Source organism: Pseudacidovorax sp. DMC4, from assembly GCF_056314265.1.
On record NZ_JBQUYR010000001.1, the window covers coordinates 546,686 to 571,785 of the forward strand.

At 68.9% G+C, this 25,100-nt stretch carries 23 protein-coding genes; 12 read left to right on the plus strand and 11 right to left on the minus strand.

What is annotated here, in order from left to right; genetic code table 11:
• Positions 1-8 precede the first annotated feature (8 nt).
• Positions 9-3,521 carry a DNA polymerase III subunit alpha gene (gene dnaE / locus ACT54X_RS02495; RefSeq protein ID WP_476344850.1) on the minus strand — a complete coding sequence of 1,171 codons (3,513 nt, stop codon included), beginning with the start codon at positions 3,519-3,521 and terminating at the stop codon, positions 9-11.
• A gap of 110 nt (positions 3,522-3,631) precedes the next feature.
• On the opposite strand from dnaE, the gene ACT54X_RS02500 reads away from it, so the two are divergent.
• Genes ACT54X_RS02500 through ACT54X_RS02510 form a run of 3 tightly spaced genes read left to right on the plus strand, consistent with a single transcriptional unit; the run spans position 3,632 to position 6,341 of the window.
• Positions 3,632-3,799 carry a DUF2256 domain-containing protein gene (locus tag ACT54X_RS02500; RefSeq protein WP_294369387.1) on the plus strand — a complete coding sequence of 56 codons (168 nt, stop codon included), beginning with the start codon at positions 3,632-3,634 and terminating at the stop codon, positions 3,797-3,799.
• A gap of 2 nt (positions 3,800-3,801) precedes the next feature.
• Positions 3,802-5,343 carry a cryptochrome/photolyase family protein gene (locus ACT54X_RS02505; RefSeq protein ID WP_476345099.1) on the plus strand — a complete coding sequence of 514 codons (1,542 nt, stop codon included), beginning with the start codon at positions 3,802-3,804 and terminating at the stop codon, positions 5,341-5,343.
• Positions 5,344-5,396: 53 nt separating this feature from the next.
• Positions 5,397-6,341 carry a TIGR01777 family oxidoreductase gene (locus ACT54X_RS02510; RefSeq protein WP_294369389.1) on the plus strand — a complete coding sequence of 315 codons (945 nt, stop codon included), beginning with the start codon at positions 5,397-5,399 and terminating at the stop codon, positions 6,339-6,341.
• Positions 6,342-6,351: 10 nt separating this feature from the next.
• Here ACT54X_RS02510 and ACT54X_RS02515 read toward each other — a convergent pair whose 3' ends face one another.
• On the minus strand, positions 6,352-7,854 hold the full coding sequence (locus ACT54X_RS02515) for a DASS family sodium-coupled anion symporter (protein ID WP_476344853.1): 1,503 nt from the start codon (positions 7,852-7,854) through the stop codon (positions 6,352-6,354).
• A 76-nt stretch (positions 7,855-7,930) separates the two neighbouring features.
• On the opposite strand from ACT54X_RS02515, the gene ACT54X_RS02520 reads away from it, so the two are divergent.
• A complete protein-coding gene (locus tag ACT54X_RS02520; protein ID WP_476344855.1) occupies positions 7,931-8,764 on the plus strand; it encodes a sulfurtransferase in 834 nt (277 codons plus the stop codon).
• Positions 8,765-8,816: 52 nt separating this feature from the next.
• Here the strand turns inward: ACT54X_RS02520 and ACT54X_RS02525 are convergent, their stop codons facing one another.
• The 4 genes from ACT54X_RS02525 to ACT54X_RS02540 all read right to left on the minus strand — a co-directional run bounded on the left by ACT54X_RS02525 (position 8,817) and on the right by ACT54X_RS02540 (position 11,690).
• The gene (locus tag ACT54X_RS02525) at positions 8,817-9,764 is read right to left on the minus strand and encodes a pirin family protein (RefSeq protein WP_476344856.1); all 948 of its coding nucleotides are present in this window, start codon (positions 9,762-9,764) and stop codon (positions 8,817-8,819) included.
• Positions 9,765-9,807: 43 nt separating this feature from the next.
• Entirely contained in the window at positions 9,808-10,359 is a 552-nt protein-coding gene (locus tag ACT54X_RS02530) for a flavodoxin family protein (RefSeq protein ID WP_294369401.1), read from the minus strand.
• A gap of 69 nt (positions 10,360-10,428) precedes the next feature.
• Entirely contained in the window at positions 10,429-10,851 is a 423-nt protein-coding gene (locus ACT54X_RS02535) for a DoxX family protein (protein ID WP_294369404.1), read from the minus strand.
• A 137-nt stretch (positions 10,852-10,988) separates the two neighbouring features.
• Positions 10,989-11,690: a pirin family protein gene (locus ACT54X_RS02540; RefSeq protein ID WP_354318638.1), complete on the minus strand. Its 702-nt coding sequence runs from the start codon at positions 11,688-11,690 to the stop codon at positions 10,989-10,991.
• 170 nt (positions 11,691-11,860) lie between these two features.
• Between ACT54X_RS02540 and ACT54X_RS02545 the strand changes: the two genes are divergently transcribed.
• From ACT54X_RS02545 to ACT54X_RS02580, 8 genes are all read left to right on the plus strand, one after another.
• Entirely contained in the window at positions 11,861-12,814 is a 954-nt protein-coding gene (locus ACT54X_RS02545) for a LysR family transcriptional regulator (RefSeq protein WP_476344859.1), read from the plus strand.
• 131 nt (positions 12,815-12,945) lie between these two features.
• Positions 12,946-14,004 carry an NAD(P)/FAD-dependent oxidoreductase gene (locus tag ACT54X_RS02550; protein ID WP_294369412.1) on the plus strand — a complete coding sequence of 353 codons (1,059 nt, stop codon included), beginning with the start codon at positions 12,946-12,948 and terminating at the stop codon, positions 14,002-14,004.
• Complete coding sequence (gluQRS, locus tag ACT54X_RS02555; RefSeq protein ID WP_294369871.1) at positions 14,001-14,912, plus strand: tRNA glutamyl-Q(34) synthetase GluQRS; 912 nt, start codon at positions 14,001-14,003, stop codon at positions 14,910-14,912. The genes ACT54X_RS02550 and gluQRS overlap by 4 nt, the downstream gene beginning before the upstream one ends.
• Positions 14,909-15,649, plus strand: coding sequence for a tRNA (guanosine(46)-N7)-methyltransferase TrmB (gene trmB / locus ACT54X_RS02560; RefSeq protein ID WP_476344862.1), 741 nt, complete (start codon positions 14,909-14,911; stop codon positions 15,647-15,649). The genes gluQRS and trmB overlap by 4 nt, the downstream gene beginning before the upstream one ends.
• Positions 15,650-15,742: 93 nt before the next feature.
• Positions 15,743-16,330 carry an HD domain-containing protein gene (locus ACT54X_RS02565; RefSeq protein WP_476344864.1) on the plus strand — a complete coding sequence of 196 codons (588 nt, stop codon included), beginning with the start codon at positions 15,743-15,745 and terminating at the stop codon, positions 16,328-16,330.
• Positions 16,331-16,406: 76 nt separating this feature from the next.
• Complete coding sequence (locus ACT54X_RS02570; RefSeq protein ID WP_476344866.1) at positions 16,407-17,180, plus strand: class II aldolase/adducin family protein; 774 nt, start codon at positions 16,407-16,409, stop codon at positions 17,178-17,180.
• Between the two features lie 48 nt (positions 17,181-17,228).
• Complete coding sequence (gene bglX, locus ACT54X_RS02575; protein ID WP_476344868.1) at positions 17,229-19,511, plus strand: beta-glucosidase BglX; 2,283 nt, start codon at positions 17,229-17,231, stop codon at positions 19,509-19,511.
• Between the two features lie 172 nt (positions 19,512-19,683).
• Positions 19,684-20,046: a hypothetical protein gene (locus tag ACT54X_RS02580; protein WP_294369423.1), complete on the plus strand. Its 363-nt coding sequence runs from the start codon at positions 19,684-19,686 to the stop codon at positions 20,044-20,046.
• Between the two features lie 118 nt (positions 20,047-20,164).
• Here ACT54X_RS02580 and ACT54X_RS02585 read toward each other — a convergent pair whose 3' ends face one another.
• The 5 genes from ACT54X_RS02585 to ACT54X_RS02605 all read right to left on the minus strand — a co-directional run bounded on the left by ACT54X_RS02585 (position 20,165) and on the right by ACT54X_RS02605 (position 25,047).
• Positions 20,165-21,115, minus strand: coding sequence for a Bug family tripartite tricarboxylate transporter substrate binding protein (locus ACT54X_RS02585; protein ID WP_476345101.1), 951 nt, complete (start codon positions 21,113-21,115; stop codon positions 20,165-20,167).
• Positions 21,116-21,414: 299 nt separating this feature from the next.
• Entirely contained in the window at positions 21,415-21,858 is a 444-nt protein-coding gene (gene cynS, locus ACT54X_RS02590) for a cyanase (protein WP_234192256.1), read from the minus strand.
• A gap of 49 nt (positions 21,859-21,907) precedes the next feature.
• Positions 21,908-22,786 carry an ABC transporter ATP-binding protein gene (locus tag ACT54X_RS02595; protein WP_476344870.1) on the minus strand — a complete coding sequence of 293 codons (879 nt, stop codon included), beginning with the start codon at positions 22,784-22,786 and terminating at the stop codon, positions 21,908-21,910.
• Positions 22,776-23,657, minus strand: coding sequence for a nitrate ABC transporter permease (gene ntrB, locus ACT54X_RS02600; protein WP_476344872.1), 882 nt, complete (start codon positions 23,655-23,657; stop codon positions 22,776-22,778). Before ntrB ends, ACT54X_RS02595 begins: the two co-directional genes overlap by 11 nt.
• Positions 23,658-23,670: 13 nt before the next feature.
• Positions 23,671-25,047, minus strand: coding sequence for a CmpA/NrtA family ABC transporter substrate-binding protein (locus ACT54X_RS02605; protein WP_476344874.1), 1,377 nt, complete (start codon positions 25,045-25,047; stop codon positions 23,671-23,673).
• Between the last annotated feature and the right edge of the window lie 53 nt (positions 25,048-25,100).

A 25,100-nucleotide genomic window follows, 5' to 3' on the forward strand; every position in this document is an offset into this window, starting at 1 on the left:
GCCGCCGCTCAGGCCGATTCGTAGACGATGGCCGCCTGCCCCGCTTCGGCCTGCGCCATCCAGCTGGCCAGCGCCGCATCGACCGGGAAGAAGCGCGCCGATTCGCCCAGCTGCAGTTCCACCTGCGCACCCGCGCGCTTGAGTGCGAGCCGCACCGGCAGGCCCCGGTGTACATCGCCCTGCTCCGTCGTCTCCACCCGCGCCGGATGGTCGCGCACGATGCGGGCGATGTCCGGCAGCTTGCCGTTGACGGCCACGCGCAGGTACTTGCCGAAGCGGCAGCGGGCGGTGGCGAGGTCCCACACCTGCTGCACGTTGAAGCGCGGCTCGAAGCCGCCCCGGCCCGGCTGCAGCCGGCCGCTCACGATCACCAGTTCGTCTTCCTTGAGCAGGTTGCGCGCGGCGTCCAGCACGGCCTCGTCGGCCACGGCCTCGATGGTGGCGCTCTTGTCGTCCAACGCGAAGATGGCCAGCCGGCCGCGCTGCCCGCTGATGACACGCAGGCCGCTCACGATGCCGGCGATCATCTGCGGCTCGCGGCTGTCGATCAGCTCGTCGATCTGCCGGCGCGCGAACTGGCGCACCTCGCGCGAGACCTCGTCGAACAGGTGGCCCGAGAGGTAGAAGCCGATGGCGGTCTTCTCGTGGGTCAGGCGCTCCTTCACGCCCCAGGGCGTGACCTCGGCCAGGGGCGGCGCCTCGGTGCTGCAGCCGGGGCCGCCGTCCATCATGTCGAACAGGCCACCCTGGTTGGCATTGGCCTCCTGCGCGGCGGCGTAGTCGAAGGCGCGGTCGAGCGAGGCGACCAGCGCCGCGCGGTCCGCGTGCAGGGTGTCGAAGGCGCCGGCCTTGATCAGCGCCTCGACGGTGCGCTTGTTCATGCGCTGGCGGTCCACGCGGGCGCAGAAGTCGAACAGGCTCTGGAAAGGCCCGCCCTCCTCGCGCGCCTTCACGATGGCCTCGATGGCCAACTGGCCGGTGCCCTTGACGGCGCCCAGGCCATAGCGGATGACCTTGTCGCTGACCGGCTCGAAGCGGTAGCGGCCGCGGTTGACGTCCGGCGGCTCGAAACTGATGCCGAAGTTCTTGACCGCGTCCTCGAACAGCACCTTGAGCTTGTCGGTGTTGTCCATTTCCACCGTCATGTTGGCGCAGTAGAACTCGGCGGTGTAATGGACCTTGAGCCAGCCGGTGTGGTACGCCAGCAGCGAATAGGCGGCCGCGTGCGACTTGTTGAAGCCGTAGCCCGCGAACTTCTCCATCAGGTCGAAGATCTCGTCGGCCTTCTCCTGCGGGATGTTGTGGGTGGCGAGGGCACCGGCGCGAAACTTCTCGCGGTGCTCGGCCATTTCCTCGGCCTTCTTCTTGCCCATGGCCCGGCGCAGCAGGTCGGCGCCGCCGAGCGAGTAGCCGCCCAGGATCTGCGCCGTCTGCATCACCTGCTCCTGGTAGACCATGATCCCGTAGGTCTCGGAGAGCATCTCGGCCACGGCCGGGTGCGGGTACTCCACCTCTTCGCGGCCATGCTTGCGGGCCACGAAGCTGGGGATCAGGTCCATCGGGCCCGGACGGTACAGCGCGTTCAGGGCGATCAGGTCCTCGAGCCGCGTCGGCCGCGCGTCGCGCAGCATGCCCTGCATGCCACGGGATTCGAACTGGAACACGGCCTCGGTCTTGCCTTCCTGGAACAGCCGGTAGGTCGGCTTGTCGTCCAGCGCGATGTTCTCGTAGGCGAAGCCTTCCTGGCCCTTGTGGCGCTGCACGATGAATTCGCGCGCGATCTCCAGGATGGTGAGCGTGGCCAGTCCCAGAAAGTCGAACTTGACCAGGCCGATGGCCTCCACGTCGTCCTTGTCGTACTGGCTCACCGCCGACTCGCTGCCCGGCTGCTGGTAGAGCGGACAGAAGTCGGTGAGCTTGCCCGGCGCGATCAGCACGCCGCCGGCGTGCATGCCGATGTTGCGCGTCATGCCTTCGAGCTTCTGCGCCATCTCGACGACGGTCTTGACCTCTTCCTCCTTCTCGATGCGCTCGGCCAGCTGCGGCTCGGCGGCGATGGCGTACTTCTCCTTGTCGGCTTCGGAGAGATCCTTGGGCGGGTACTGCAGCGTGACCGGCTTGCCCGGCTTGTTGGGAATGAGCTTGCTGATGCCGTCGCAGAAGTTGTAGCTCATGTCCATCACGCGGCCCACGTCGCGGATGGCGGCGCGGGCGGCCATGGTGCCGAAGGTGGCGATCTGGCTCACCGCGTTGCGGCCGTACTTCTGCTTGACGTACTCGATGACGCGGTCGCGGTTGCCCTGACAGAAGTCGATGTCGAAGTCGGGCATGGACACCCGCTCCGGGTTCAGGAAGCGCTCGAACAGCAGGTTGTATTCGAGCGGGTCCAGGTCGGTGATCTTCAGCGCATAGGCCACCAGCGAGCCCGCACCCGAACCCCGACCGGGGCCCACCGGGCAGCCGTTGTTCTTGGCCCAGTTGATGAAGTCGCCCACGATCAGGAAGTAGCCCGGGAAGCCCATCTTGAGGATGGTGCCGATCTCGAACTCCAGCCGCTCCACATAACGCGGGCGCTGCCTGTCGCGCTTGGCGGGGTCGGGGTACAGGTGCACGAGGCGCTCCTCCAGGCCTTCGAAGGAGGCCAGGCGGAAGAACTCCTCCATCGGCACGCCGCCGGGCGTCGGAAAGTCCGGCAGCCGCGGCTTGCCCAGCACCAGGGTCAGGTTGCAGCGGCGGGCGATCTCCACCGTGTTGGCGATGGCGCTGGGAATGTCGGCGAAGAGCGCGCACATCTGTTCCGCGCTCTTGAAGTACTGCTCGCGGGTGAAGCGGCGCACCCGGCGCTGGTTGCCCAGGATCTCACCTTCGGAGATGCAGACGCGGGCCTCGTGGGCCTCGAATTCGTCCGGCTCCAGGAACTGCACCGGGTGCGTGGCCACCACCGGCAGCGACAGGCGCGCCGCCAGCTTGACGGCCGCGACCACGTGCGGCTCGTCCTCGGGCCGGCCGGCGCGCTGCAGTTCCAGGTAGAAGCGGTGGGGGAATATGCCGGCCAGACGCAGCGCCACTTCGCGCGCGCGCTCGTCGTTGCCGGTGGCCAGGGGTGCGCCCAGCGGGCCGGCCTGGGCGCCCGAGAGCAGGATCAGCCCGCCGTTGAGTTCCTCCAGCCAGGCCCATTTGGCCTTGGCCTGGCCTTCGCCGCGACCCACGTTCTGGGTCCAGCCGCGGGCCAGCAATTCGCAGAGGTTGAGGTAGCCCTCGCGGCTTTGCACCAGCAGCACGACGCGCGAGGGCGGCGCGTCGGCATCCAGGCCTTCCATGGCCACTTCGCAGCCCAGGAGCGGCTTGACGCCCTTGCCGCGGGCCTGCTTGTAGAACTTGACGCCGCCGAAGAGGTTGTTGAGGTCGGTGATGGCCAGGGCGGGCTGGCCGTCCTTGGCGGCTGCCTTGACGACTTCGTCGATGCGGGTGGTGCCGTCGACGACGGAAAACTCGGTGTGCAGGCGCAGATGAACGAACATTCGCGCGATTGTAAAAAGCCCCCCGGCCCGCAAGGTCGACAGTGATCGGGCCGGCCTTGAACTGCGTAAGGCCAGAACACCCGCTCCCCGCGAACCGTGCTGCACTTCCCATGACCGAGCCCCGAGGTTTCAAGGGCAACAAGGCCGCCCTGCCCGCCAAGCCCTGCGCCGTCTGCGGCCGGCCGATGACGTGGCGCAAGGCCTGGGCCCGCAACTGGGACGAGGTGCGCTACTGCTCCGAGGCCTGCCGGCGTCGCCGTGCGGAGGCGCCGCGGTGACGCTGCGCCACCTGGTGCTGGTACTGGGCGACCAGCTCGACCTGGCGGCCAGCGGCTTCGATGGCTTCGATCCGGCGCAGGACGCCGTCTGGATGGCCGAGGTGGACGACGAGGCCAGCCATGTCTGGTCCATCCAGCCGCGCATTGCCATCTTCCTGGCCGCCATGCGGCATTTCGCCCATGCGCTGGTCGAAGCCGGCCGTACGGTGCACTACACCCGCCTCGACGGGAAAGGCAATCGCGGCAGCATGGCGGCCGAGCTCGAACTGGCCATCCGCACGCACCGGCCGCAAGGGCTGGTGATGACTGCACCGGGCGAGCACCGGGTGCTCAAGGCGCTCCAGGCGGTGGCTGCCGCCGAAGGCGTGCCGCTGGAAATCCGCGAAGACCGGCATTTCTTCTGCACCGTCCGCGAATTCGCCGCCCATGCACGGGGCCGACGGCAATTGCGCATGGAGTTCTTCTACCGCGAGCAACGCCGCCGCCACGACGTGCTGATGGATGGCGACGAGCCCGTCGGCGGCCAGTGGAACTACGACGCAGAGAACCGCGCCTCTTTCGGCAAGACCGGTCCGGGCTTGGTGCCGGCGGCGCCGGCCTTCGGACCTGACCCGCTCACCCAGGGCGTGCTCGACCTGGTGGCCGAGCTCTTCGCCGACCGGCCCGGAAAGCTTGCGAACTTCGCCTGGCCGGTCACGCGAGCCCAGGCCCTTGACGCTCTGGCCGACTTCATCAGCCACCGCCTGGCCGATTTCGGCCACTGGCAGGACGCCATGTGGCCGGGCGAGCCGTGGCTCTGGCATTCGCGCCTGTCGGCCGCGATGAACCTCAAGCTGCTCCATCCGCGAGAAGTGGTCGAGGCCGTCGAGAAGGCGTACCGCGCAGGCCATGTGCCGCTGGCCAGCGCCGAGGGCTTCATCCGCCAGGTCCTGGGCTGGCGCGAGTACGTGCGCGGCATCTACTGGACACGCATGCCGCGCTACCTGGAACTCAACGCGCTCGGCGCCAGGGAGCCATTGCCCGGCTTCTATTGGACCGGTGACACGCCCATGGCCTGCCTGGCCGACGCCATCGGCCAGACGCTGGAACACGGCTACGCCCACCACATCCAGCGCCTCATGGTCACCGGGCTCTATGCCCTGCTGCTGGGCGTCGAGCCGCAGCAGGTCCACGCCTGGTACCTCGCGGTCTATGTCGATGCGGTGGAATGGGTGGAACTGCCCAACACGCTGGGCATGAGCCAGTTCGGCGACGGCGGCCTGATGGGCAGCAAGCCCTATGTGGCCACCGGCCGCTACATCGAGCGCATGAGCGCCGGCAGCCTGTGCGGCCGCTGCCGCTTCAAGCCCGCCGAGCGGCTGGGCGACGATGCCTGCCCCTTCACCACGCTGTACTGGGACTTCCTGGCCCGCCACGAGGAGCGCCTGGCGTCCAATCCGCGCATGACCGTGCAATTGCGCAACCTGCAGCGCCTGGATGCGGATGAACGCCGGCGCATCGCCGAACGTTCGGCCGCCATCCGGCGCGGCGGGGTCGGCGCATGATGCACACCCCCTCACCGCCCATGCCCACCGTGCTCCCACGAAGGCCGCCCGCCATGTCCCAGACCCTGCTCGTCACCGGCGCCACCGGCTTCGTGGGCCGCCATCTCGTCCGCCGGCTGCTGGCGGACGGCCATGCGGTCATCGCGCTCTCCCGCGATCCCGCGCGCGCCGGCCGGACCCTGGGGCCGCAGGTGCGGGTGGTCGGCCAGCTGTCCGACATCGCGGCCGACACCCCCATCGACGCCTGCATCCACCTGGCCGGCGCGCGGGTCATCGGCCCGCCCTGGACCCAGTCCCGGCGCGAGGAACTGATGCGCAGCCGGGCCGCGCCAGCCTCCCAGTTGCTGGCACTGATGCACCGGCTGGCGCGCCCGCCCCGCGCCCTGCTGGTGGCGTCGGCCATCGGCTGGTATGGCAAGGTGCAGACAGGCGCCGACCTGCCTTGCGACGAAAGTGCGCCGCCGCAGCCCGGGCAGTTCCAGTCCGACCTGTGCGCCGCCATCGAACGCGATGCGCAGCTCGCCGAGGCGCTGGGCGTGCGTGTGGTGCGTCTGCGCTTCGGCGTGGTGCTGGGCACCGACGGCGGCGCCTATCCGCCACAGGCCCTGGCGGCACGCCTGGGCCTGGGCGCGGTGCTGGGCGACGGCCGGCAGCCCTCGCCCTGGGTGCATGTGGACGATGTGGTGGGCCTGGCCTGCTTCGCCCTGGCGCAAGAGACGATGGCCGGGCCGGTCAATGTCGTGGCGCCGCCGACGCCCACGCAGTCCGAATTCGTCCATGCGCTGGCGGCGTCCTACGGGCGGAAGGTGCGCCTGCGCGTTCCGGGGGTGGCCGTGCGCCTCGCCATGGGCGAGATGTCCGACCTGCTGCTGGCCGGCCGGAATGTGGTGCCTGCTGTGGCACAGCAGGCCGGCTATGCCTTTATCCATCCTTCGCTGGAGGCGGCCCTGGCCGCCTTGGCGGCCGAGTCGCGGCGCGCCTTGGCCGGCGCCCGCTGACGCCGGACGCTCACCAATAGCCCAGCACCTTCCACCACAGAAGCCCCACGGTCGCGAAGACTGCCAGTTCCACCACCGCCATCACCAGCCCCACGAACCACCAGCGGCCCATGCCCACGTAGCCGCTGCCGAAGACGATCGGCGAAGTACCGGTGGCGTAGTGGGTCAGGGTCATCATGATGCAGGAGGCCGCCGCCATCATGAGCAGGAAGGGCACGAGGTAGGCGCCAGGCACCAGGTGCGCGCCCACGGTCAGGAAGGCCAGCAGCATGGCGCTGATGTGCGCCGTCGTGCTGGCAAAAAGGTAGTGCGAGAACAGGAAGACCAGCACCAGCACCGCCGCCGCGGGCAGCCAGCCCATGCCGCTGGACTCGATGCCGCTGCGCAGGCCCGCCGAGAACCAGCCGATCACGCCAGCCTTGTTGAGCTCGCCCGCCAGCATCACCAGGGCGCCGAACCACACCAGCGTGTCCCAGGCGCTCTTCTCGGTCAGCACATCCTCCCAGTCCAGCGTGCCGGTGATCAGCAGCATGAACAGGCCGAGCAACGCCACCACCGTCGCATCCAGGCTGAAGGCCTTGCCCAGCAGCAGGGCCGGCACGTCGGCCCACAGCACCAGCAGCAGCGCGAAGGTGCCCAGCATGACCCACTCACGGCCCTGTAGCGGGCCCATGCGGGCCAGTTCGGCGCGCGCGAAGGTCACGGCATCGGGCGTGCGCGTCACCTCGGGCCGGGCCAGCACGTAGATCACCAGGGGCATCAGCGCCATGCATACCAGGCCGGGCAACAGCATAGCCAGCGCCCAGGTGCCCCAGCTCAGGTGGAAGGACTGGTTCGTCACCTTCGCCACGTAGTCGACCACCAGCGGATTGGGCGCCGTGGCCGTGACGAACATGGCCGAACTGATGGGGTTGGCGTGGTAGTTGACCAGCGCCAGGTAGGTGCCGACCTTGCCCTGCGTCTTCTGCTCCGGATCGGAGCCGAAGGCATGGGCGATGGACTTCATGATCGGGTGCACGATGCCGCCGCCCCGGGCGGTATTGCTGGGCGTGAACGGCGCCAGGATCAGCTCACAGGCCGCCAGGCCGTAGCCGATGCCCAGGGTGCGCCGCCCGAGCAGCGAGATGAACCAGAAGCCGATGCGCGCGCCCAGCCCGGTCTTCTTGAGCCCACGCGAGATCATCACCGAGACCACGATCAGCCAGATCAGCGGATTGCCGAAGCTGGCCAGCGCATCGGTGATCGCCCCCTTGGACGAGGTGGCGGTGACCTGCGACAGCGCCACCACCATGATGGCCATCATCGCCATCACGCCGATGGGCATGACCTTGAGGATGATCGCCACGATGGTGGTCAGGAAGATGGCCACGAGTGCCCAGGCCTTGGGCGTGAGGCCGTCGGGCGTAGGCACGAGCAGAAGGCCGATCAGCACGGCGGTGGCGATGGTGGCCGGCACGATGCGGAAGGGCACCGCGCGGCGAAAGTGGTCGAGCATCCTGGAAATCATGGCCATGGCCGGGTCGTCGGGAACGTGCCCATCGTGCAGGCGCGCTGCCCGGGGAACCTTGACTCATGTCAACCGAAGCCGGATGTGCCCGATCACGCGCGGACGCCTTCCTACAATCCGCGCCGTGTCCGAATCCGTGCTCAACATCTCCGCCTATCTCTTCGTGCCCATCGACGACCGCGACACGCTGCGGCCGCACCTGCTGGAGCGCTGCAAAGCGCTCAGCTTGATGGGCACCATCCTGCTGGCCGAGGAAGGCATCAACCTTTTCCTGGCAGGCGCGCCCGACGCAGTGCGCGGCTTCGTGGCCGAGCTGCGGGCCGATCCGCGCTTCGCGCCGCTGGCGCCCAAGGAGAGCTGGTCCGCCCACCAGCCCTTCCGCCGCATGCTGGTCAAGAACAAGCGCGAGATCATCCGCATGGACCATCCGGCCATCCGCCCTTCCGCCGGCCGTGCGCCGGCGGTGGAAGCGCCGACGCTGCGCCGCTGGCTGGACCAGGGGCACGACGACGCCGGCCAACCTGTGGTGATGCTGGACACCCGCAATGCCTTCGAGGTGGACTACGGCACCTTCAAGGACGCCATCGACTGGCGCATCGGCAAGTTCAGCGAGTTTCCGGCGGCGGTGCAGGCGCACCGCGACCAGCTGGAGGGCAAGACGGTGGTGAGCTTCTGCACCGGCGGCATCCGCTGCGAGAAGGCCGCCATCTACATGCACGAGCTGGGGCTGACGAATGTGCTGCAGCTCGAAGGCGGCATCCTCAAGTATTTCGAGGAAGTGGGCGGCGCCCACTACCGCGGCGACTGCTTCGTCTTCGATGGCCGCGAGGCCCTGGCGCCGGACCTGAGCGCGCGCTCGTCGCATGCGAGCGCACGGGCCTTCGAAGACCCGGATCTGCCGATCAAGCAGGGTTGAGGGCGGCGAAGTCGGGCGGCACCGCTGCCCGTCGCCAAGCCCGCCCGCCTGCTCAAGCCTTGGAATTGCCCTCAGGCTCCGCCGCGCTCGTCTGCGACTGCGTCTTGAAGGGATGGTCCGGCAGCGGGATGAATTCCGTCTCGCCGGGCACATGGCCCATGCGCTGGGCCTCCCAGTCCGCACCCGCCTGCAGGATGCGTTCGCGGCGGCTGGAGACGAAGTTCCAGCTCATGAAGCGCGGGCCGTCCAGCGACGCGCCGCCCACCACCACCAGGCGGCGCGCGCCATCGGCGGTGATGCGCACCGGGGGCCGCTCGCCGGCCGCGGCGTCCTCGTCGGGCAGCACGCCCATGGTGTGCTGCGGCAGGGGCTCGCCGTCCAGCATCACGTCGCCATCGACGGCATAGACAGCCATCTGCGGCGCCAGCGGCGGCAGCGAAAAGGCACCGCCGGCCGGCAGGGCGATGTCCAGATAGAGCGTGGGCATCAAGGTGGGCACCGGCGAACGCAGGCCGAAGGCCTCGCCGACCAGCACGCGCACCGGCACGCCCTCCACCTCGGTCGCCGGAATGTCGGCGGCGGCCGTGTGCGAGAAGCTGGGTTCGACCTCCTCATGCTCGCGCGGCAGCGCGCACCAGAGCTGCAGGCCGTGGTTGACGTAGGTCTCGGTCTTGAGCGCCTCGGGCTTGCGCTCGGAATGCACGATGCCGCGGCCCGCGGTCATCCAGTTGATGGCGCCGGGGCGGATCTCCTGTTCGGTGCCCAGGCTGTCGCGGTGCATCATCGCGCCCTCGAACAGGTAGGTGACTGTGGCCAGGCCGATGTGCGGATGGGGCCGCACGTCGTGCTGGTCCTCCGGGGTTTCGGTGGCCGGACCGAAATGGTCGAAGAAGACGAAGGGGCCGACCGCGCGCCGTTGCGCGGCCGGCAGCACGCGGCGAACCTGAAAGCCGCCGCCCAGGTCCTTGGCATGCGGATGGAGCGTGAGAAGGTCGGACATGGCGGCTCTCCGGTTCGGTTGGCGTGGATGGGATGCAGAGGGATCAGGCCAGCAGCTTCAGCGCGCCTTGCAGGCGCTCGCCGAAGGCGCGGGCGGTCTGCAGGTCGCCAGCCGGGATCTCGGCGGGGCTCGCGTCTGCGGGCGAGGTGGTCATCAGGCCACCGAAGCCACCAACGTAGTTGAGCGAGTCGCGGCTGGATTCCTTCTTGTTGCTCGGCACGATGCCCAGGCCAGCCCACAGGCCGCCGTGCTGCATGGCCAGCTGCCAGAAGTAGGCGATGGTGGCGAACTTGTCGCCGTTCATGGTGGCGCTGTTGGTGAAGCCGGCGAAGAGCTTGTCCTTCCAGCCCTGGACGAACCAGACCTTGGACGAGGCGTCGGCGAACTTCTTGAACTGCCAGCTGGGGGCGCCCATGTAGGTCGGCGCGCCGAAGACGATCAGCTTGGCCGCGGCCAGCGTTTCCCAGCCGCCTTCGGGCAGGTTGCCATCCGCGTCGATGGCGATCACGGCGGCGTTGGCGCCTTCTGCGACGGCCTGCGCGACGCGCTGGGTGTGGCCGTAGCCGGAGTGGTAGACGATGGCGATGTCGGTCATGGGAGTTCCAGGTTCAGAAAGGGATTGGAAAAAGATGGGCCGTGGCGCCAGCACCGCGGCCCGCGGGCATCACTTCTTGTCGATGCTGAAACGGCCGGGGCCGAAGGCAAAGAAGGCCAGGAAGCCGCCGGCAATGGCGAAGTTCTTGAAGAAGTTGGTCTTCTGGGCCATCACCATTTCGGGGGGCACGTTCCAGAAGGCATGGCCCAGGAAGGCGGTGGCGACGGTGAACACGGCCAGGATGATGGCCATCAGGCGCGTCTTGAAGCCGACCAGGAAGAGCAGACAGACCAGCAGTTCGACCACCACGGCGATCACCGCCGCCACCTCGGGCATGGGCACGCCGATCTTGCCGAAATAGCCGACGGTGCCGGCAAAGCCGGTGAGCTTGCTCCAGCCCGCCGGCAGGAACAGCAGCGCGATGAGCACGCGGCCGACCAGGGCTGCGGCGTCCTGGGTCGGGGTGGTGTTGGAGGTCTGGGTGATGGCCATGGAAGTAGCTCCTTGCGTTGAAAAAATCGGTTTGGACAGATTGGAAGCAGTGAAAGATGCCGCCGCATGACGGACGGCACCGCGAAGGGAATCGATGAAGAAACGGCCCGCACAGGGCGGGCCGTCTCATTCTGCGATCACGGCGCCAGGTCGAACACCAGCACCTCGGCGTCCTGGCCGCCGGCCAGGCTCAGCTGCGACTCGGCCGCGATCATCGCCGCATCGCCGCCCTGCAGGCGCTGGCCGTTGACGTCCAGCGCACCGCGGATCAGGTGCACATAGGCCTTGCGGGCCGGGTCGAGCTTCAGCTCGGCCGCCTCGTCGCCGTCGAACAGGCCGGCATAGAGCCGCGCGTCGGCATGCATGCTCACGGCGGCGGCTTCGCCTTCGGGCGCCGCCACCAGGGCCAGCTTGCCGCGCTTGTCGGCCACGTCGACCTGCTTCTGCTCATAGCCCGGCGGGATGCCGCGCACATTGGGTTCGATCCAGATCTGCAGGAAGTGCGTGGTCTGGTCGGCCTTGTGGTTGAACTCGCTGTGCATCACGCCGCGGCCCGCGCTCATGCGCTGGACGTCGCCGGGCGGGATCGATTCGACGTTGCCCATGCTGTCCTTGTGGGCCAGCTCGCCGTCGAGCACGTAGCTGATGATCTCCATGTCGCGGTGGCCATGGGTGCCGAAGCCGGCGCCGGCGGCCACGCGGTCCTCGTTGATCACCCGCAGGTTGCCCCAGCCCATGAAGGCAGGGTCGTAGTAGCCGGCGAACGAGAAGCTGTGAAAGGACTTGAGCCAGCCATGGTCGGCATAGCCACGTTCCTGGGACTTGCGGATCTGCAGCATGATGTTGAACTCCTTCGAATGGGGCTGGCGGTGGCGCCTGCTGCGCCGGCCTTCCCCGGTAGGCGGCACCGAACTGCGCCGCGATGGGATGAACTTTAGGCCGGCGGACCCGGCTTGAAACCGCAGTGCATTGAAGACGTCGTTCAAATTTTTTGAATGACAATCCGGCCATGCCCACCGCCCGCGAAGTCCTCACGCCCGACGCCCTGGCCATGCTGCAGACCGTGGTCGACCGCGGCAGCTTCGCCGCCGCCGCCCGCAGCCTGGGGCTGGTGCCCTCGGCCCTCACCTACCGTGTGCGGCAGATCGAGGACGCGCTGGACGTGCTGCTGTTCGACCGCAGCGCCCGCCAGGCCAAACTGACCGAGGCGGGCCGCGAACTGCTGCGCGATGCGGTGCGGCTGTTGGGCGAGATCGACGCGGTGGCGAACCGCGTGCGCCGCATCGCCACGGGCTGGGAACCTCAGCTGACCATCGCCATCGACAGCGTGATCGCCCGCGACCCGCTCTACGACCTGGTGGGCGCCTTCTATGCCCTGTCGCCACCCACGCGGCTGAAGCTGCGCGACGAGACCCTGCTGGGGACCATCGAGGCGCTGACCAGCGGCCAGGCCGACCTGGCCATCGGCTCGGTGCTCGACGCGGACGGGCTGGGCTTCACCGGCACCGGCATCCGCAGCTGTGTGCTGGGTCAGCTGTCCTTCGTCTATGCCGTGGCACCGAACCATCCGCTCACGCGCACCAGCTTGCCCGTCACCGAGGCCATGATGCGCCAGCACCGCGCCGTCGCCGCCGCCGATTCGGCGCGGCTGTCGCAAGGCATGAACGTCAACCTGCTGGCCGGGCAGGACGTGCTCACCGTGCCCACCATGCAGGCCAAGCTGCATGCCCAGCTGCACGGGCTGGGTGCCGGCTTCCTGCCCGAGCCGATGGCCCGGCCCTATGTGGAGGCCGGCCACCTGGTTGCGCTCCCCACCGAACGCGCCGCCCCCACCACCAACATGCATGCCGCATGGCGCGTGCGCAGCGCCGCCCAGCCAGGCCTGGCGCTGCAGTGGTGGCTGTCGCAGTTCGAGCATACGGGCACGCGCGAGGCCCTGCTGACGCAGCACCGCGGCCGCTGAAGGCGAGGCCACTGGCCGGCGGCCCGACCGTACCGGGGACAAACCCGGTCGCCCTGCGTTGGCGCAGCATGGTGCGTCATCGGTGCGGTTAGAGTCGCACGACCATCCCGCTGCCCGCAACACCTGCCGCCATGCCCCTCACCGACGCCGACCGCCCCGATTTCCAACCCCGCCGAATCGCCATCGTGGGCGCAGGCATCGCCGGCCTCGCGGCGGCGCGCACGCTGGCGCAAGCCGGCCTGGAGGTGGCGGTGTTCGAGCAGGCGTCCACGCCCGGCGGACGGCTGGCCAGCCTGGACAGCCGCACCGGCAGCTTCGACACCGGCGCCCAGTACTTCACCGTCCGTGACGAGCGCTTCCGCCGGGCCCTGGACGCCACCGCCGCGCCCTGCCGCCGCTGGAGCGCCAACGCCGTGCGCGTGCTCGATGCCCTGGGCCGGGTGGTCGAAGCCTCGCTGCCGGGCCTGGAACCGCACTGGGTCGGCCTGCCCCGCATGGACGGCCTGGCCGCCCACTGGGCGGCGCCGCTGGGCCATGCCCTGCACCTGGGCACCACCGTCTCGTGCCTGGAGGCCGACACGCTGCAGCCCGGCCGCTGGCAGCTGCGCACACAGGGCGACGGCGACGACCACGCCGTGCATGCCGGCTTCGATGCCGTGCTGCTGACCGTGCCGGCCGGCGCGGCGCGCAGCCTGTTGCAGCCCGTGGCCCCTGCCCTGGCCGCGCCGCTGGCACCGGTGCGCATCGCGCCCTGCTGGTCGCTGCACATCGCCTTCGCGCAGGCCAGCCAGCCCGGCCTGCCCCACCTGGGACCGCAGTGGAACTGCGCCCGCTCCACCCACCACCGCGTGGCCTGGCTGGCGCGCGAATCGTCCAAGCCCGGCCGCGGCAGCATCGAACGCTGGACGGTCCAGGCCAGCGCCCCATGGTCGGCCGAGCACATCGGCGACGACGCGGCCCGCGTGCAGGCCAAGCTGCTTCGGGCCTTTGCCGAGATCACCGGCATCCGCGTGGAGCCCTCCTTCGCCCACGCCCGCTTGTGGACCGAAGCCAAGACCGAGACGCCGCTCGGCCGCAGCCATCTCTGGAACGCCGCCTCGGGCATCGGCATCGCGGGCGACTGGTGCCTGGGCCACCGGGTCGAGGACGCCTTCGTCTCGGGGCTGGAACTGGCGCTGGCCATCCTCTGAGGTCCGTGCCCGGCTACATCGGCCGCTTCGCGCCCTCGCCCACCGGCCCCCTGCATGCGGGCTCGCTCGTGGCGGCGCTGGCCAGCTGGCTGGATGCACGCGCAGCCGGCGGCTGCTGGCTGGTGCGCATCGAGGACGCCGACACCGAACGCTGCCTGCCCGGCATGGGCGAGCACATCCTGCAGCAGCTGGCCGCCTGCGGCCTGGTGCCGGACGAGGCGCCGGTCTGGCAGACGGCGCGCGTCGGTCGTTATCAGGCCGCACTGGAGCGGCTGATCGGTGCCGGCCTGGCCTATCCCTGCGGCTGCACGCGCCGCGAGATCGACGCGGTGCTGGCCGCACAGGGCATCGGCCACGACCGCCATGGCGAGCGCGTCTATCCCGGCACCTGCCGCCACGGCCTGAACGGCAAGGCGCCTCGGGCCTGGCGCTTCGCCACCTGGCGCATGCTGGCGTCGACCGTCGACTGGACCGATCGACGTCTGGGCGCGCAGCAGCAGGATGTGCTGCGCGAGGTCGGCGACTTCGTGCTGCGCCGCGCCGACGGACCCTGGGCCTACCAGCTCGCCGTGGTGGTGGACGATGCCGAGCAGGGCGTCACCGACGTCGTCCGCGGCGCAGACCTGACCGACAACACGCCACGCCAGATCCTGCTGCAGCGCGCCCTTGGCCTGCCGACGCCGCGCTACCTGCACACCCCGCTGGTGCTGGGTGCCAATGGCGAAAAGCTGTCCAAGCAGAACGGCGCCGCGGCCATCGATACCGGCACGGCCACCGCGGCGCGGTTGGCACTGGACGCCGCCGCGCAGGCCCTGGGGCTCCCCGCTGCACCATTGCGAGATGGTGTCCGACAGGCCCTGGAGGGCTGGGTCGCACCCTGGGCCGCTCTCTACAATCCCGCTCCGTGACCGCCGACGAAACGAACGACTCCGCCGCTGCCCCGCCTGAAGCCGGCGACACCGAACATCCCCACCGCCGTATCCGCAGCTTCGTGCGGCGCGCCGGCCGCACCACCGATGCGCAGGCCCGCGCCTATGCGGACTTCGGCCTGCAGTACCTGATTCCCTACCGCCCCGCCCCGCTCGACTTCGCGCAGGCCTTCGGCCGCGAGGCACCCACCGTGCTGGAGATCGGCTTCGGCATGGGCGAAGCCACCGCGCACATCGCGCGCGTGCGGCCGGGCGACAACTTCCTCTGCTGCGAAGTGCATGAGCCGGGCGTGGGCGCGCTGCTCAAGCGCGCGGGCGAGCAAGGCCTGGCCAACATCCGCATCGTGGCGCACGATGCCGTGGAGGTGCTGCAGCACATGATCCCGCCCGGCAGCCTGGCCGGCGTGCATGTGTTCTTTCCCGACCCCTGGCACAAGAAGCGCCACCACAAGCGCCGGCTGATCCAGCCCGGCTTCGTGCACCAGTTGGCCGAGCACCTGGCCCCCGGCGGCTACCTGCATTGCGCCACCGACTGGCAGCCCTATGCCGAGCAGATGGTCGAGGTGCTGGCAGGCGAGCCGCTATTGGCCAATACAGCCGCATCCGATGCGGGTGGTTTCGCGTCCAAGCCGGACTACCGGCCGCTGACCAAGTTCGAGAACCGGGGCATCAAGCTCGGCCACGGCGTGTGGGACGTCGTCTTCACCAGGCGCTGACCGCATTCGCCGCTCCTGTCGTCTGCCGGACAGACGGCGCCCGCTGCGCAGGCCTACAGTGCCGTCTCCCCCACGACAACGACGGAGACGACCATGGCCCACAGGGCGACTTTCGTGCGCATGCAGGACAGCACGCGCGAGGACTGGCAGGCCATCAGTGGCGAGTTCATGCACTTCGCCAGCGGACTGCCCGAGCGCGTGATGGCGCACCTGAAACTGCTCGAAGGCGACTACGGCGGCTTTCCGGTGGACCGCTACACCCACAGCCTGCAGACCGCCACCCGCGCCCTGCGCGACGGCCGGGACGAGGAATACGTGGTCTGCGCCCTGCTGCACGACATCGGCGACACGCTGGGCGCCTTCAACCATCCGGACATCGCCGCCGCCATCCTGCAGCCCTTCGTCAGCGAAGAGAACCACTGGATGGTCAAGCACCACGGCATCTTCCAGGGCCACTACTTCTTTCACCACATCGGGCTGGACCGCGACCTGCGCGAGCAGTTCCGCAACCATCCGTACTTCGAGCGCACGGCCGAGTTCTGCGAGCTCTACGACAACCCGGCCTTCGACCCCAAGGGCGAGACGTTGCCCATCGCCGAGTTCGAGCCCATGCTGCGCCGCCTGGTGGCCCAGCCGCGCCAGAGCATCTACAAGAAGGCCCTGGCCACAGAAGCGGCTTGAGGCGGCACGCTGTCGCTGCCATCCACCCCCGCGACCATTCGACCCTGCCGCCCACGCGGCGCCCTAGGAGACTCCCATGAATGCCACCACCCAAGCCGAACTCAGCGAAGTCCGCCGCCTCGTCTCCGACGAGGAATGGCAGCTGCGCGTGGACCTCGCCGCCTGCTACCGCCTCGTGGCGCTGTACGGCTGGAGCGACCTGGTCTTCACCCACATCAGCGCGCGCATCCCGGGGCCGGACCATCACTTCCTGATCAACCCCTACGGGATGATGTTCGACGAGATCACGGCCTCCAGCCTGGTCAAGGTGGACATGGACTGCAACAAGCTGATCGACTCGCCGTACCCGGTCAACCCGGCCGGCTTCGTGATCCACAGCTGCATCCACGCCGCCCGCGACGACGTGCAGTGTGTGCTGCACACCCACAGCCGTGCCGGCGTGGCCGTCAGCGCCCAGAAATGCGGCGTGCTGCCCATCAGCCAGCAGAGCACCTTCGTGCTGGCCTCGCTGGCGCATCACGACTACGAAGGCGTGGCCGTGCGCGACGACGAGAAGCCGCGCCTGCAGCAGGACCTCGGCCGCAACAACTACATGCTGCTGCGCAACCACGGTCTGCTGACCGTGGGCAAGACGGTGGCCGACGCCTTCCTGCACATGTACACGTTCGAGAACGCCTGCCGTATCCAGATCGACGCCCAGGCCGGCGGCGAGCTGGTCCATGTCAACCCGCAGATCATGGACGGCATCAGCCAGGTGATGAAGAAGGTCACCACCGGCCAGGGCGCCAACATCGCCTGGCCGGCGCTGCTGCGCAAGCTGGACCGCGAGAGCCCGGGCTACAAGGACTGAGCCCGGCCTTGGGCCGGGGACTTTTGACCTTTGTTGACAATTGGCGGCATGCATCGCCGCCAAGCCCTGCTCCGTCTTGCCTCGCTCCCCATCGCCACCGGCCTCGCCGGCTGCGCCGAGCTCCAGAAACCCGCCGAAGCCCTCGCCGAATCCCTGGCCGCCGATGCCCGCATCGAGGCGCTGATCCTGCGCATGACCATCGAGGAAAAGGTCGGCCAGCTGAGCCTCTACGCCCCTGCCGCCGAGGAGATCCTGGGCAATCCGCAGACCGGCCAGGTGGGCCTGCGCCAGCAGCTCGATGACATCCGCGCCGGCCGCGTCATGGGCCTGTTCAATGGCGAGGGGCTGGCGGCCAAGCGCCGCGCGCAGGAGGTGGCGGTGCGCGAATCGCGCCTGGGCATTCCGCTGCTCTTCGGCGTGGACATCATCCATGGCTTTCGCACTGTGTTCCCCGTGCCGCTGGCCGAGGCCGCGAGCTGGGATCCGTCCCTGTCCGAGCGCACCGCCCGCGCCGCCGCCCGCGAAGGCACGGCCGACGGCTTCCGCTGGACCTTCGCACCCATGATCGACATCGCCCGCGATGCCCGCTGGGGCCGCGTCGTCGAGGGCTATGGCGAGGACGTGCTGCTCACCCGCCGCTTCGCGGCCGCCCGCGTGCGCGGCTTCCAGACGGCGGACCTGTCGCGCGCCGACGCCATGCTGGCCACGCCCAAGCATTTCGCCGGCTACGGCGCGGCCGAAGGCGGGCTGGACTATGCCGCCGTGGACCTGTCGGAGCGCACCCTGCGCGACGTCTACCTGCCGCCCTTCAAGGCCGCCATCGATGCCGGCGCCCTGTCGGTGATGGCGGCCTTCAACGAGATCGGCGGCGTGCCCTCCAATGCCAATCCCTGGCTGCTGACACAGGTGCTGCGGCGGGAATGGGGCTTCGAGGGCTTCGTGGTGTCGGACTACACCGCCGACGAGGAACTGATCGCCCATGGCTTTGCGGCCGACGAGCGCGAGGCCGCCCGCCGCGCCTTCCTGGCCGGCACGGATGTGAGCATGCAGAGTGGCCTGTACATGCGCCACCTGCCGGAGCTGGTGCGCAGCGGCGATGTCTCCATGGCACGGCTGGACCAGGCCGTGCGACGCGTGCTGCGCGTCAAGCAGCGGCTGGGCCTGTTCGAGCAGCCCTTCCGCGGACTGCAGGAGGACGCGCCCGGCGCGCCGCCGCGCTTCGACGGCGCCGCCCACCGCCGGCTGGCCCGCGAGGCGGCGCAGCGTTCCATCGTGCTGCTGAAGAACAGCGGCGACCTGCTGCCGCTGCCCAAGTCGGGCAAGCGCATCGCGCTGATCGGGCCCTTTGCGGATGCGCAGTCGCTCTTCGGGCCGTGGCGGCCCTTTCCGGGCCAGCTGCCACCGGTGGGCATCGAGGACGCGATCCGCGCGCAACTGGCCGATCCGTCGCTGCTGAGCGTCGTGCGTGGCAGCGACGTGGAATCGCCGCTCGATGGCGGCATCGCGCAGGCCGTGGCGGCCGCGCGCCAGGCCGACGTGGTGGTCATGACGCTGGGCGAGAGCGACCAGATGTCGGGCGAATCGCGTTCGCGCACCGACATCGAGGTGCCGCAGGCCCAGCAGCAGTTGGCCGAGGCCGTGGCGGCCACGGGCAAGCCGGTGGTCGTGCTGCTGCGCAACGGCCGTGCGCTGGCCCTGCGCGGCGCGGTGCGCAACGCGCAGGCGCTGCTGGTCACGTGGTTCCTGGGCACCGAGACGGGGCCGGCCATCGCCGACATCCTGTTCGGCGACGCGTCCCCCTCCGGCCGGCTGCCGGTGAGCTTTCCGCAGACGCCGGGGCAGGTGCCCTTCTACTACGCGCACAAGCGCACCGGCCGGCCCGATACGCAGGGCGGGCCCGGGCGCTTCCGCACCCGCTACCTGGATGCGACCAACGAGCCGCTCTACGCCTTCGGGCACGGGCTGGGCTACTCGGCCGTGCGCTACGGCGCACTGGAAGTCAGCCCCGGCCGCATGGCGCCCGACCAGCCGCTGCGTGTGATGGCCAGCGTCACCAACGCCGGCACCCGCGCCGTCGACGAGACGGTGCAGCTCTATATCGGCGCCCGCGCCGCCAGCTTCACGCGGCCCGTGCGCGAGCTCAAAGCCTTCCACCGCGTGCGCATCGAGGCCGGGCAGACCGTGCAGGTGCATTTCCTGCTCACCCGCGAGGACCTGCTCTTCACCGGCGCCGACATGCGCCCCACGGTGGACACCGGCGAGTTCGACCTGTGGGTGGGGCCCTCGGCCATCGCGGGGCTGCACGCCACCTTCATGCTCGTGCCCGGCTGAGTGGATGTCACGGCCTTCCTGCCCCGCATACGGTGGAAGGCCAAGACAGCGGCCACACATGCCCATGTCCCCCTGACAGGGCCCATCGGCCCTCTCCCACAGGGTGCACGACGGTCACCGCGCAAGGTTCTTCCATGCGTTGGCACATCGCCGACCCCAGAAGGAGCACACCATGGCCAGAAGCAGCATCCTGGGCAGCGCGGACAACACCCTGCCCCACGACGACGACACCACCCTGCTGGGCCCGAGCGACAACTCGGACAGCGGCAGCGACACGGTGGGCGAGGACGCCTTTCTCGCACGCCCCGAGGACAGCCCCGGCGGGCCCATGCTGGAGCCGCTTGGCGGCGCCACCGATGCGTCCGGCACCGGCGAGCGCGCGGACGTCGAGGGCACAGTGACGCCCGATGCCGACATCCTGCCCGACCGCATCGTTGGCCCCAACGACGGCATGACAGATGACGACGTGCGCGTCGCCGTAGGAGAAATGGTCGAGGACGACGCGGAAGACGAAGGCGAAGACGACGATGTCTGAACGGCGCTCTGAACCGCGGCGCCCCGCCAGCGCATGAACGAAGGGCGGTCCGACTTGCGTCGGACCGACCTTCTTGTGTGCCGTGCACGCGCCAGAAGCGCGAGCTACGCCAACGTGCTCAATCGGCCTGGATGCCCAGTTCCTTGACCACGCGCGTGAAGCGCTCCAGGTCGGCCGCCGTCGTCTTGGCCAGCACGTCCGGCGCGCCACCGACCGGGATGGTGCCCAGCGTCTTCATCTTGGCGGCCACGTCGGGCATCTTGATGATCTCGTTGATGTGGGTGTTGAGCGTCTTCACGATCTCGGGCGACAGGCCCTTGGGACCGTACAGGCCGTTCCAGGCCGTGACCTCGACGTTCTTGTAGCCCAGTTCGGCCAGCGTCGGCACGTCGGGCGCCAGCGGGCTGCGCTGGGCCTGGGCGACGGCGAACAGGCGCATCTTGCCGTCGGCGAGGTAGGGCGCGATGGGGCCGTAGGTGATCCACGTCAGGGGCACATGGCCGCCGGCGATGTCGGTCAGGGCTGGGGCGACGCCGCGGTACGGCACATGGCGGAAGTTGGCGCCGGTGCTCTTGTTGAACATCTCGCCCAGCACGTGCATGGGCGAGCCGCTGCCGGGGCTGGCATAGGCCAGCTCGCTCTTCTTGGACTCGTCCATCGCCTCCTTCAGCGACTTGGCCTTGGTGCCCGGGCCTGCGGCGATGAACAGCGGCTGCGCGCCCGTCTGGATGATGGGCGTGAAGCCGTTCAGCACGTCATAGCCTGCCTGTGGCGTGGTCTTGAGTACCAGCTGTGCCATGGCGAAGGTGTTGGGTGCCATCAGCAAGGTGTAGCCATCGGGCTGGGCCTTGCCCACGAACGCGCTGCCGATCACGCCGCTGGCGCCGGGCTTGTTGTCCACCAGCACCGGCTGGCCCAGGCGCGGGGCCAGCTTCTCGGCGAAGACGCGCGCCAGCGCGTCGGTGTCGCCGCCTGCCGGATAGGCGACGACGATGGTGATCGGCTTGGACGGCCAGTTGCCCTGCGCCAGTGCGGCGCTGGCGGCAGCGACCAGTCCCAGGCCCAGCATCAGGGCGCGGAGTAGTTTCGTGGGAAAGGACATGATTGATTAATAGGTGAAACGACGATTCTTTTCTGAAATACGACAGCGAGATTAAGGGCTGTCGACGGCTTTGGTATGCGGGTTGTTCCTAGGTTAGATGGCTCTTCTGATTCACATATGAATCAACGATCTATTACAGGAACGTTTATGCAGGAAGCATGCCCAAGCAAAACGCCCCGGCGCAGCCTTCGTCGGGGCGTTTTTCGGAACGCTGGCGGACGGTGGTGCGTCCGGCCGGCCTCGCGCACCGTAGCGATGCGCGAGGCTCAATAGGTCTTGTAGGGCAGGAACTTGCCCGACAGCACCACGTTCACGCGGTCGCCCTTGGGATCGGGTTCGCGCACGATGTCCATCTTGAAGTCGATGGCGCTCATGATCCCGTCGCCAAATTCCTCGTGGATCAGTTCCTTGATGGTGGTGCCGTAGACGTTGACGATCTCGTACCAGCGGTAGATCAGCGGATCGGTGGGCACGGCCGTGGGCAGCGAGCCCTTGTAGGGCACGACCTGCAGCCACTTCTGCTCGTCGGCGCTGAGGCCGAAGATCTCGCCGATGGTGGCGGCCTGGGCGGCGTCCAGCGTCATCTGGCCCAGGCAGGCGGCCGTGACCCATTCCTTCGAGAGACCGACCTGTTCGGCCACGGAGGCCCAGGTGATGCCCTTGGACACCTTGGTGGCGATGATCTTCTCGGTGACGTCGTTGCGGTTCATGCGATGGCTCCTTGTGCAGAAAACGGGGGTTGGAAAAAAGAGAGAGGTGTCAGGCGGCCTGCGCGCGGCTGACCAGGAAATCGACGATGTGGTTGCGCAGCTCGTAGTAGCCGGGCAGCCGGTGCAGGCCGGCCCGCGTGCGCTCGCGCGGCAGCGCCACCTGCACCGATTCGGCAATGCCGCCCGGCCGCCATTGGCCGCCCGGGAGTTCGACGCCGTTGCGCATCAGCAGGATGCGGTCGGCCAGCAGGATGGCCTCGTCCACGTCGTGGGTGATCATGAACACCGTCTGCTGCGTGCGCTGGACGATGGCCAGCAGCTCGTCCTGGATCGTGCCGCGCGTCAGCGCATCCAGGGCGCCGAAGGGCTCGTCCAGCAGCAGCATCTTGGGCTCGATGGCGAAGGCGCGGGCGATGCCCACGCGCTGCTTCATGCCGCCCGACAGCTGCGAGGGCTTCTTGTCCAGCGCGGCCGACAGGCCGACCAGAGCCACGTACTTCTCGACATGGGCCGCCACCTGCGCCCGGCTCCACTGCGGCCAGCGCGACTCGACGGCGAAGGCGATGTTGCGACGCACGGTCAGCCAGGGCATGAGCGCATGGTTCTGGAACACCACGCCGCGCTCCAGGCTGGGGCCGCGCAACTCTCGGCCGCCCATGAACACATGGCCCTGGTCGGCCTCGTCGAGTCCAGCCAGCACGTTGAGGATGGTGGTCTTGCCGCAGCCGGAGTGGCCGATGATGCAGACGAACTCGCCCCGGGCCACGCCGAAGCCCACGTCGGCAAACACCGGGCGGCCGGGCTGGAACACGCGGCCCAGGCCCTGCACCTGCAGGAAGTCGCCCGGCGCTGCTGCGATCGCGCCGGTCGCCGGCACCGGGCCGGCCTGTGCGGAGGGCATGGACATGTCGGCGGCCTCACTCCACATAGGTCACCTTCTTCTGCAACGCCGCGAAGCCCAGGTCCAGCAGCATGCCGACCACGCCGATCAGCAGGATGGCGAAGATCACGTGGGTCAGCGACAGGTTGTTCCACTCGTTCCAGAGGAAGTAGCCGATGCCGGTGCCGCCGACCAGCATCTCGGCGGCCACGATCACCAGCCAGGCGATGCCCATGCTGATGCGCATGCCGGTGAAGATGGTGGGCGCCGCCGCCGGAAGGATCACCCGCAGCGCCCGGCGCATCGGCCGCACCTCCAGGGTGCTGGCCACGTTGAGCCATTCGCGCTTGACCGAGGCCACGCCGAAGGCGGTGTTGATCAGCATCGGCCACACCGAGCAGATGAAGATGACGAACACGCCCGAGACCGACGAATCCTTGATGGTGTAGAGCGCCAGCGGCATCCAGGCCAGGGGCGAGATCGGCTTGAGCACCTGGATGAAGGGGTCGAAGGCCTTGCGCATCAGCGGCGACATGCCGATCAGAAAGCCCGCCGGCACCGCCACCACGCAGGCCAGGGCAAAGCCCAGCCCCACGCGCAGCAGCGACCAGCCCAGCTGGATCGCGATGCCCTTGTCGTTGGGCCCGTTGTCGTAGAAGGGATCGGACAGCTCCTCCACGATGGTGCGTCCCAGTTGGGCGGGCGTCGGAAAGCCGCTGCTCTTCTGGATCCCGGCGGCCGGGTCCTTGCCCATCAGCCTGAGGTAATCGATCTGCTCCTGCGTCAGGCCGGCGGTGCTGCCGGCCGTGGCCACCGGCGCGGTGGCCAGGTGCCAGCCGGCCAGCAAGAGCACGAGCAGCAGCAGCGACACGATGGCCGCACGCACGGTGAGCGAGGACGAGGTCCTGTTCATGGCCATGGAGATGCCCGCCTCAGGCCGTCTTCGCGATGGCAAAGCTCTTGAGGTACGCCTCGGGGCGGGCAGGGTCGAACTCCTTGCCCATCACCTTGAAGCGCGGATAGGCGCCCTCCGGCGCCTTCCAGCCGGCCGCGGCCATCTGCTTCTTCGCATCGGTCAGCAGGAAGACCTTCTCGGCGATCTGGCGGTAGTCGATGTCGCCCTTCACATAGCCCCAGCGCTTCATCTGCGTGAGCATCCACACGGCCATGCTCTGCCAGGGCACGGGGTCGAAGTTGGCGCGGTCGGGCACGTTCTTCACCGCGCCCAGGCCATCGGCGTACTTGCCGGTGAGCACCTGCGCGATCACCGTCTCGGGCTGGTTGAGGTACTGCGTGGGCGCGATCACCTTGGCGATCAGCTCGCGGTCCTTGGGCTGGCTGGCCATGAAGGAGGCATTGATCACCGCGCGGTACAGCGCCGCGAAGGTGGCCGGGTTCTGCTGGATGAAGGCCTCGCTCACGCCGAAGGCGCAGCACGGGTGGCCGTCCCAGATTTCCTTGGACAGGATGTGGATGAAGCCCACCTCGTCGTACACCGCCCGCTGGTTGAACGGGTCCGGCCCCAGGAAGCCGTCGATGTTGCCTGCGCGCAGGTTGGCCACCATCTCGGGCGGCGGCGTGACGCGGATCTGCACGTCGGTGTCGGGGTTCACGCCATGCTCCGCCAGGTAGTAGCGCAGCAGGAAGTTGTGCATGCTGTACTCGAAGGGCACGGCGAACTTCATGCCCTTCCACTGCTTCGGGTCGCGCTTGTCCTTGTGCTTGACGTGCAGCGTGATGGCCTGGCCGTTGGTGTTCTGGATGGTGGCCACCTTCATCGGCACCTGCGTCGAGCCCAGGCCCATGCTGATGGCCAGCGGCATGGGCGACAGGAAGTGGCTGGCGTCGTGCTCGCGGCTGAGCATCTTGTCGCGGATGAGGGCCCAGCCCGCGGTCTTGTTGAGCTGGACGTTGAGGCCTTCCTTTTTGTAGAAGCCCAGCGGGTCGGCCATGATCAGCGGCGTGGCGCAGGTGATGGCGATGAAGCCGATCTTGAGGTCTTTCTTCTCGGGCGCGCGCTGCTCCTGGGCCATGGCCTGCAGCGAGGCCACCGGCAGCAGCGAGGCGATGGCGGCACGGGCGGTGCCGGCACCCACCGCCTGCAGAAAGCGCCTGCGCAGCGGCTCGTGCGGAAAGAGCGCCTTCACCAGGCTCGCCTCCACGAAGTCGCGCGAGGCTTCCTCCACCGACGCGGCGGCGGTCGTGTGGTCGCCGGGCGCGTGGTCCTGGCCGCAGGCGCAGCGCAGCATCAGCGGACGGTCGGCGTCGTAGGGGTCGGAGCGGCGGTCGTTGACAGACAGACGGGACATGCTTCACCTCGTTGATGGAATGTCCTCGCCTTGCAACGCGTGGGCCGGAATGG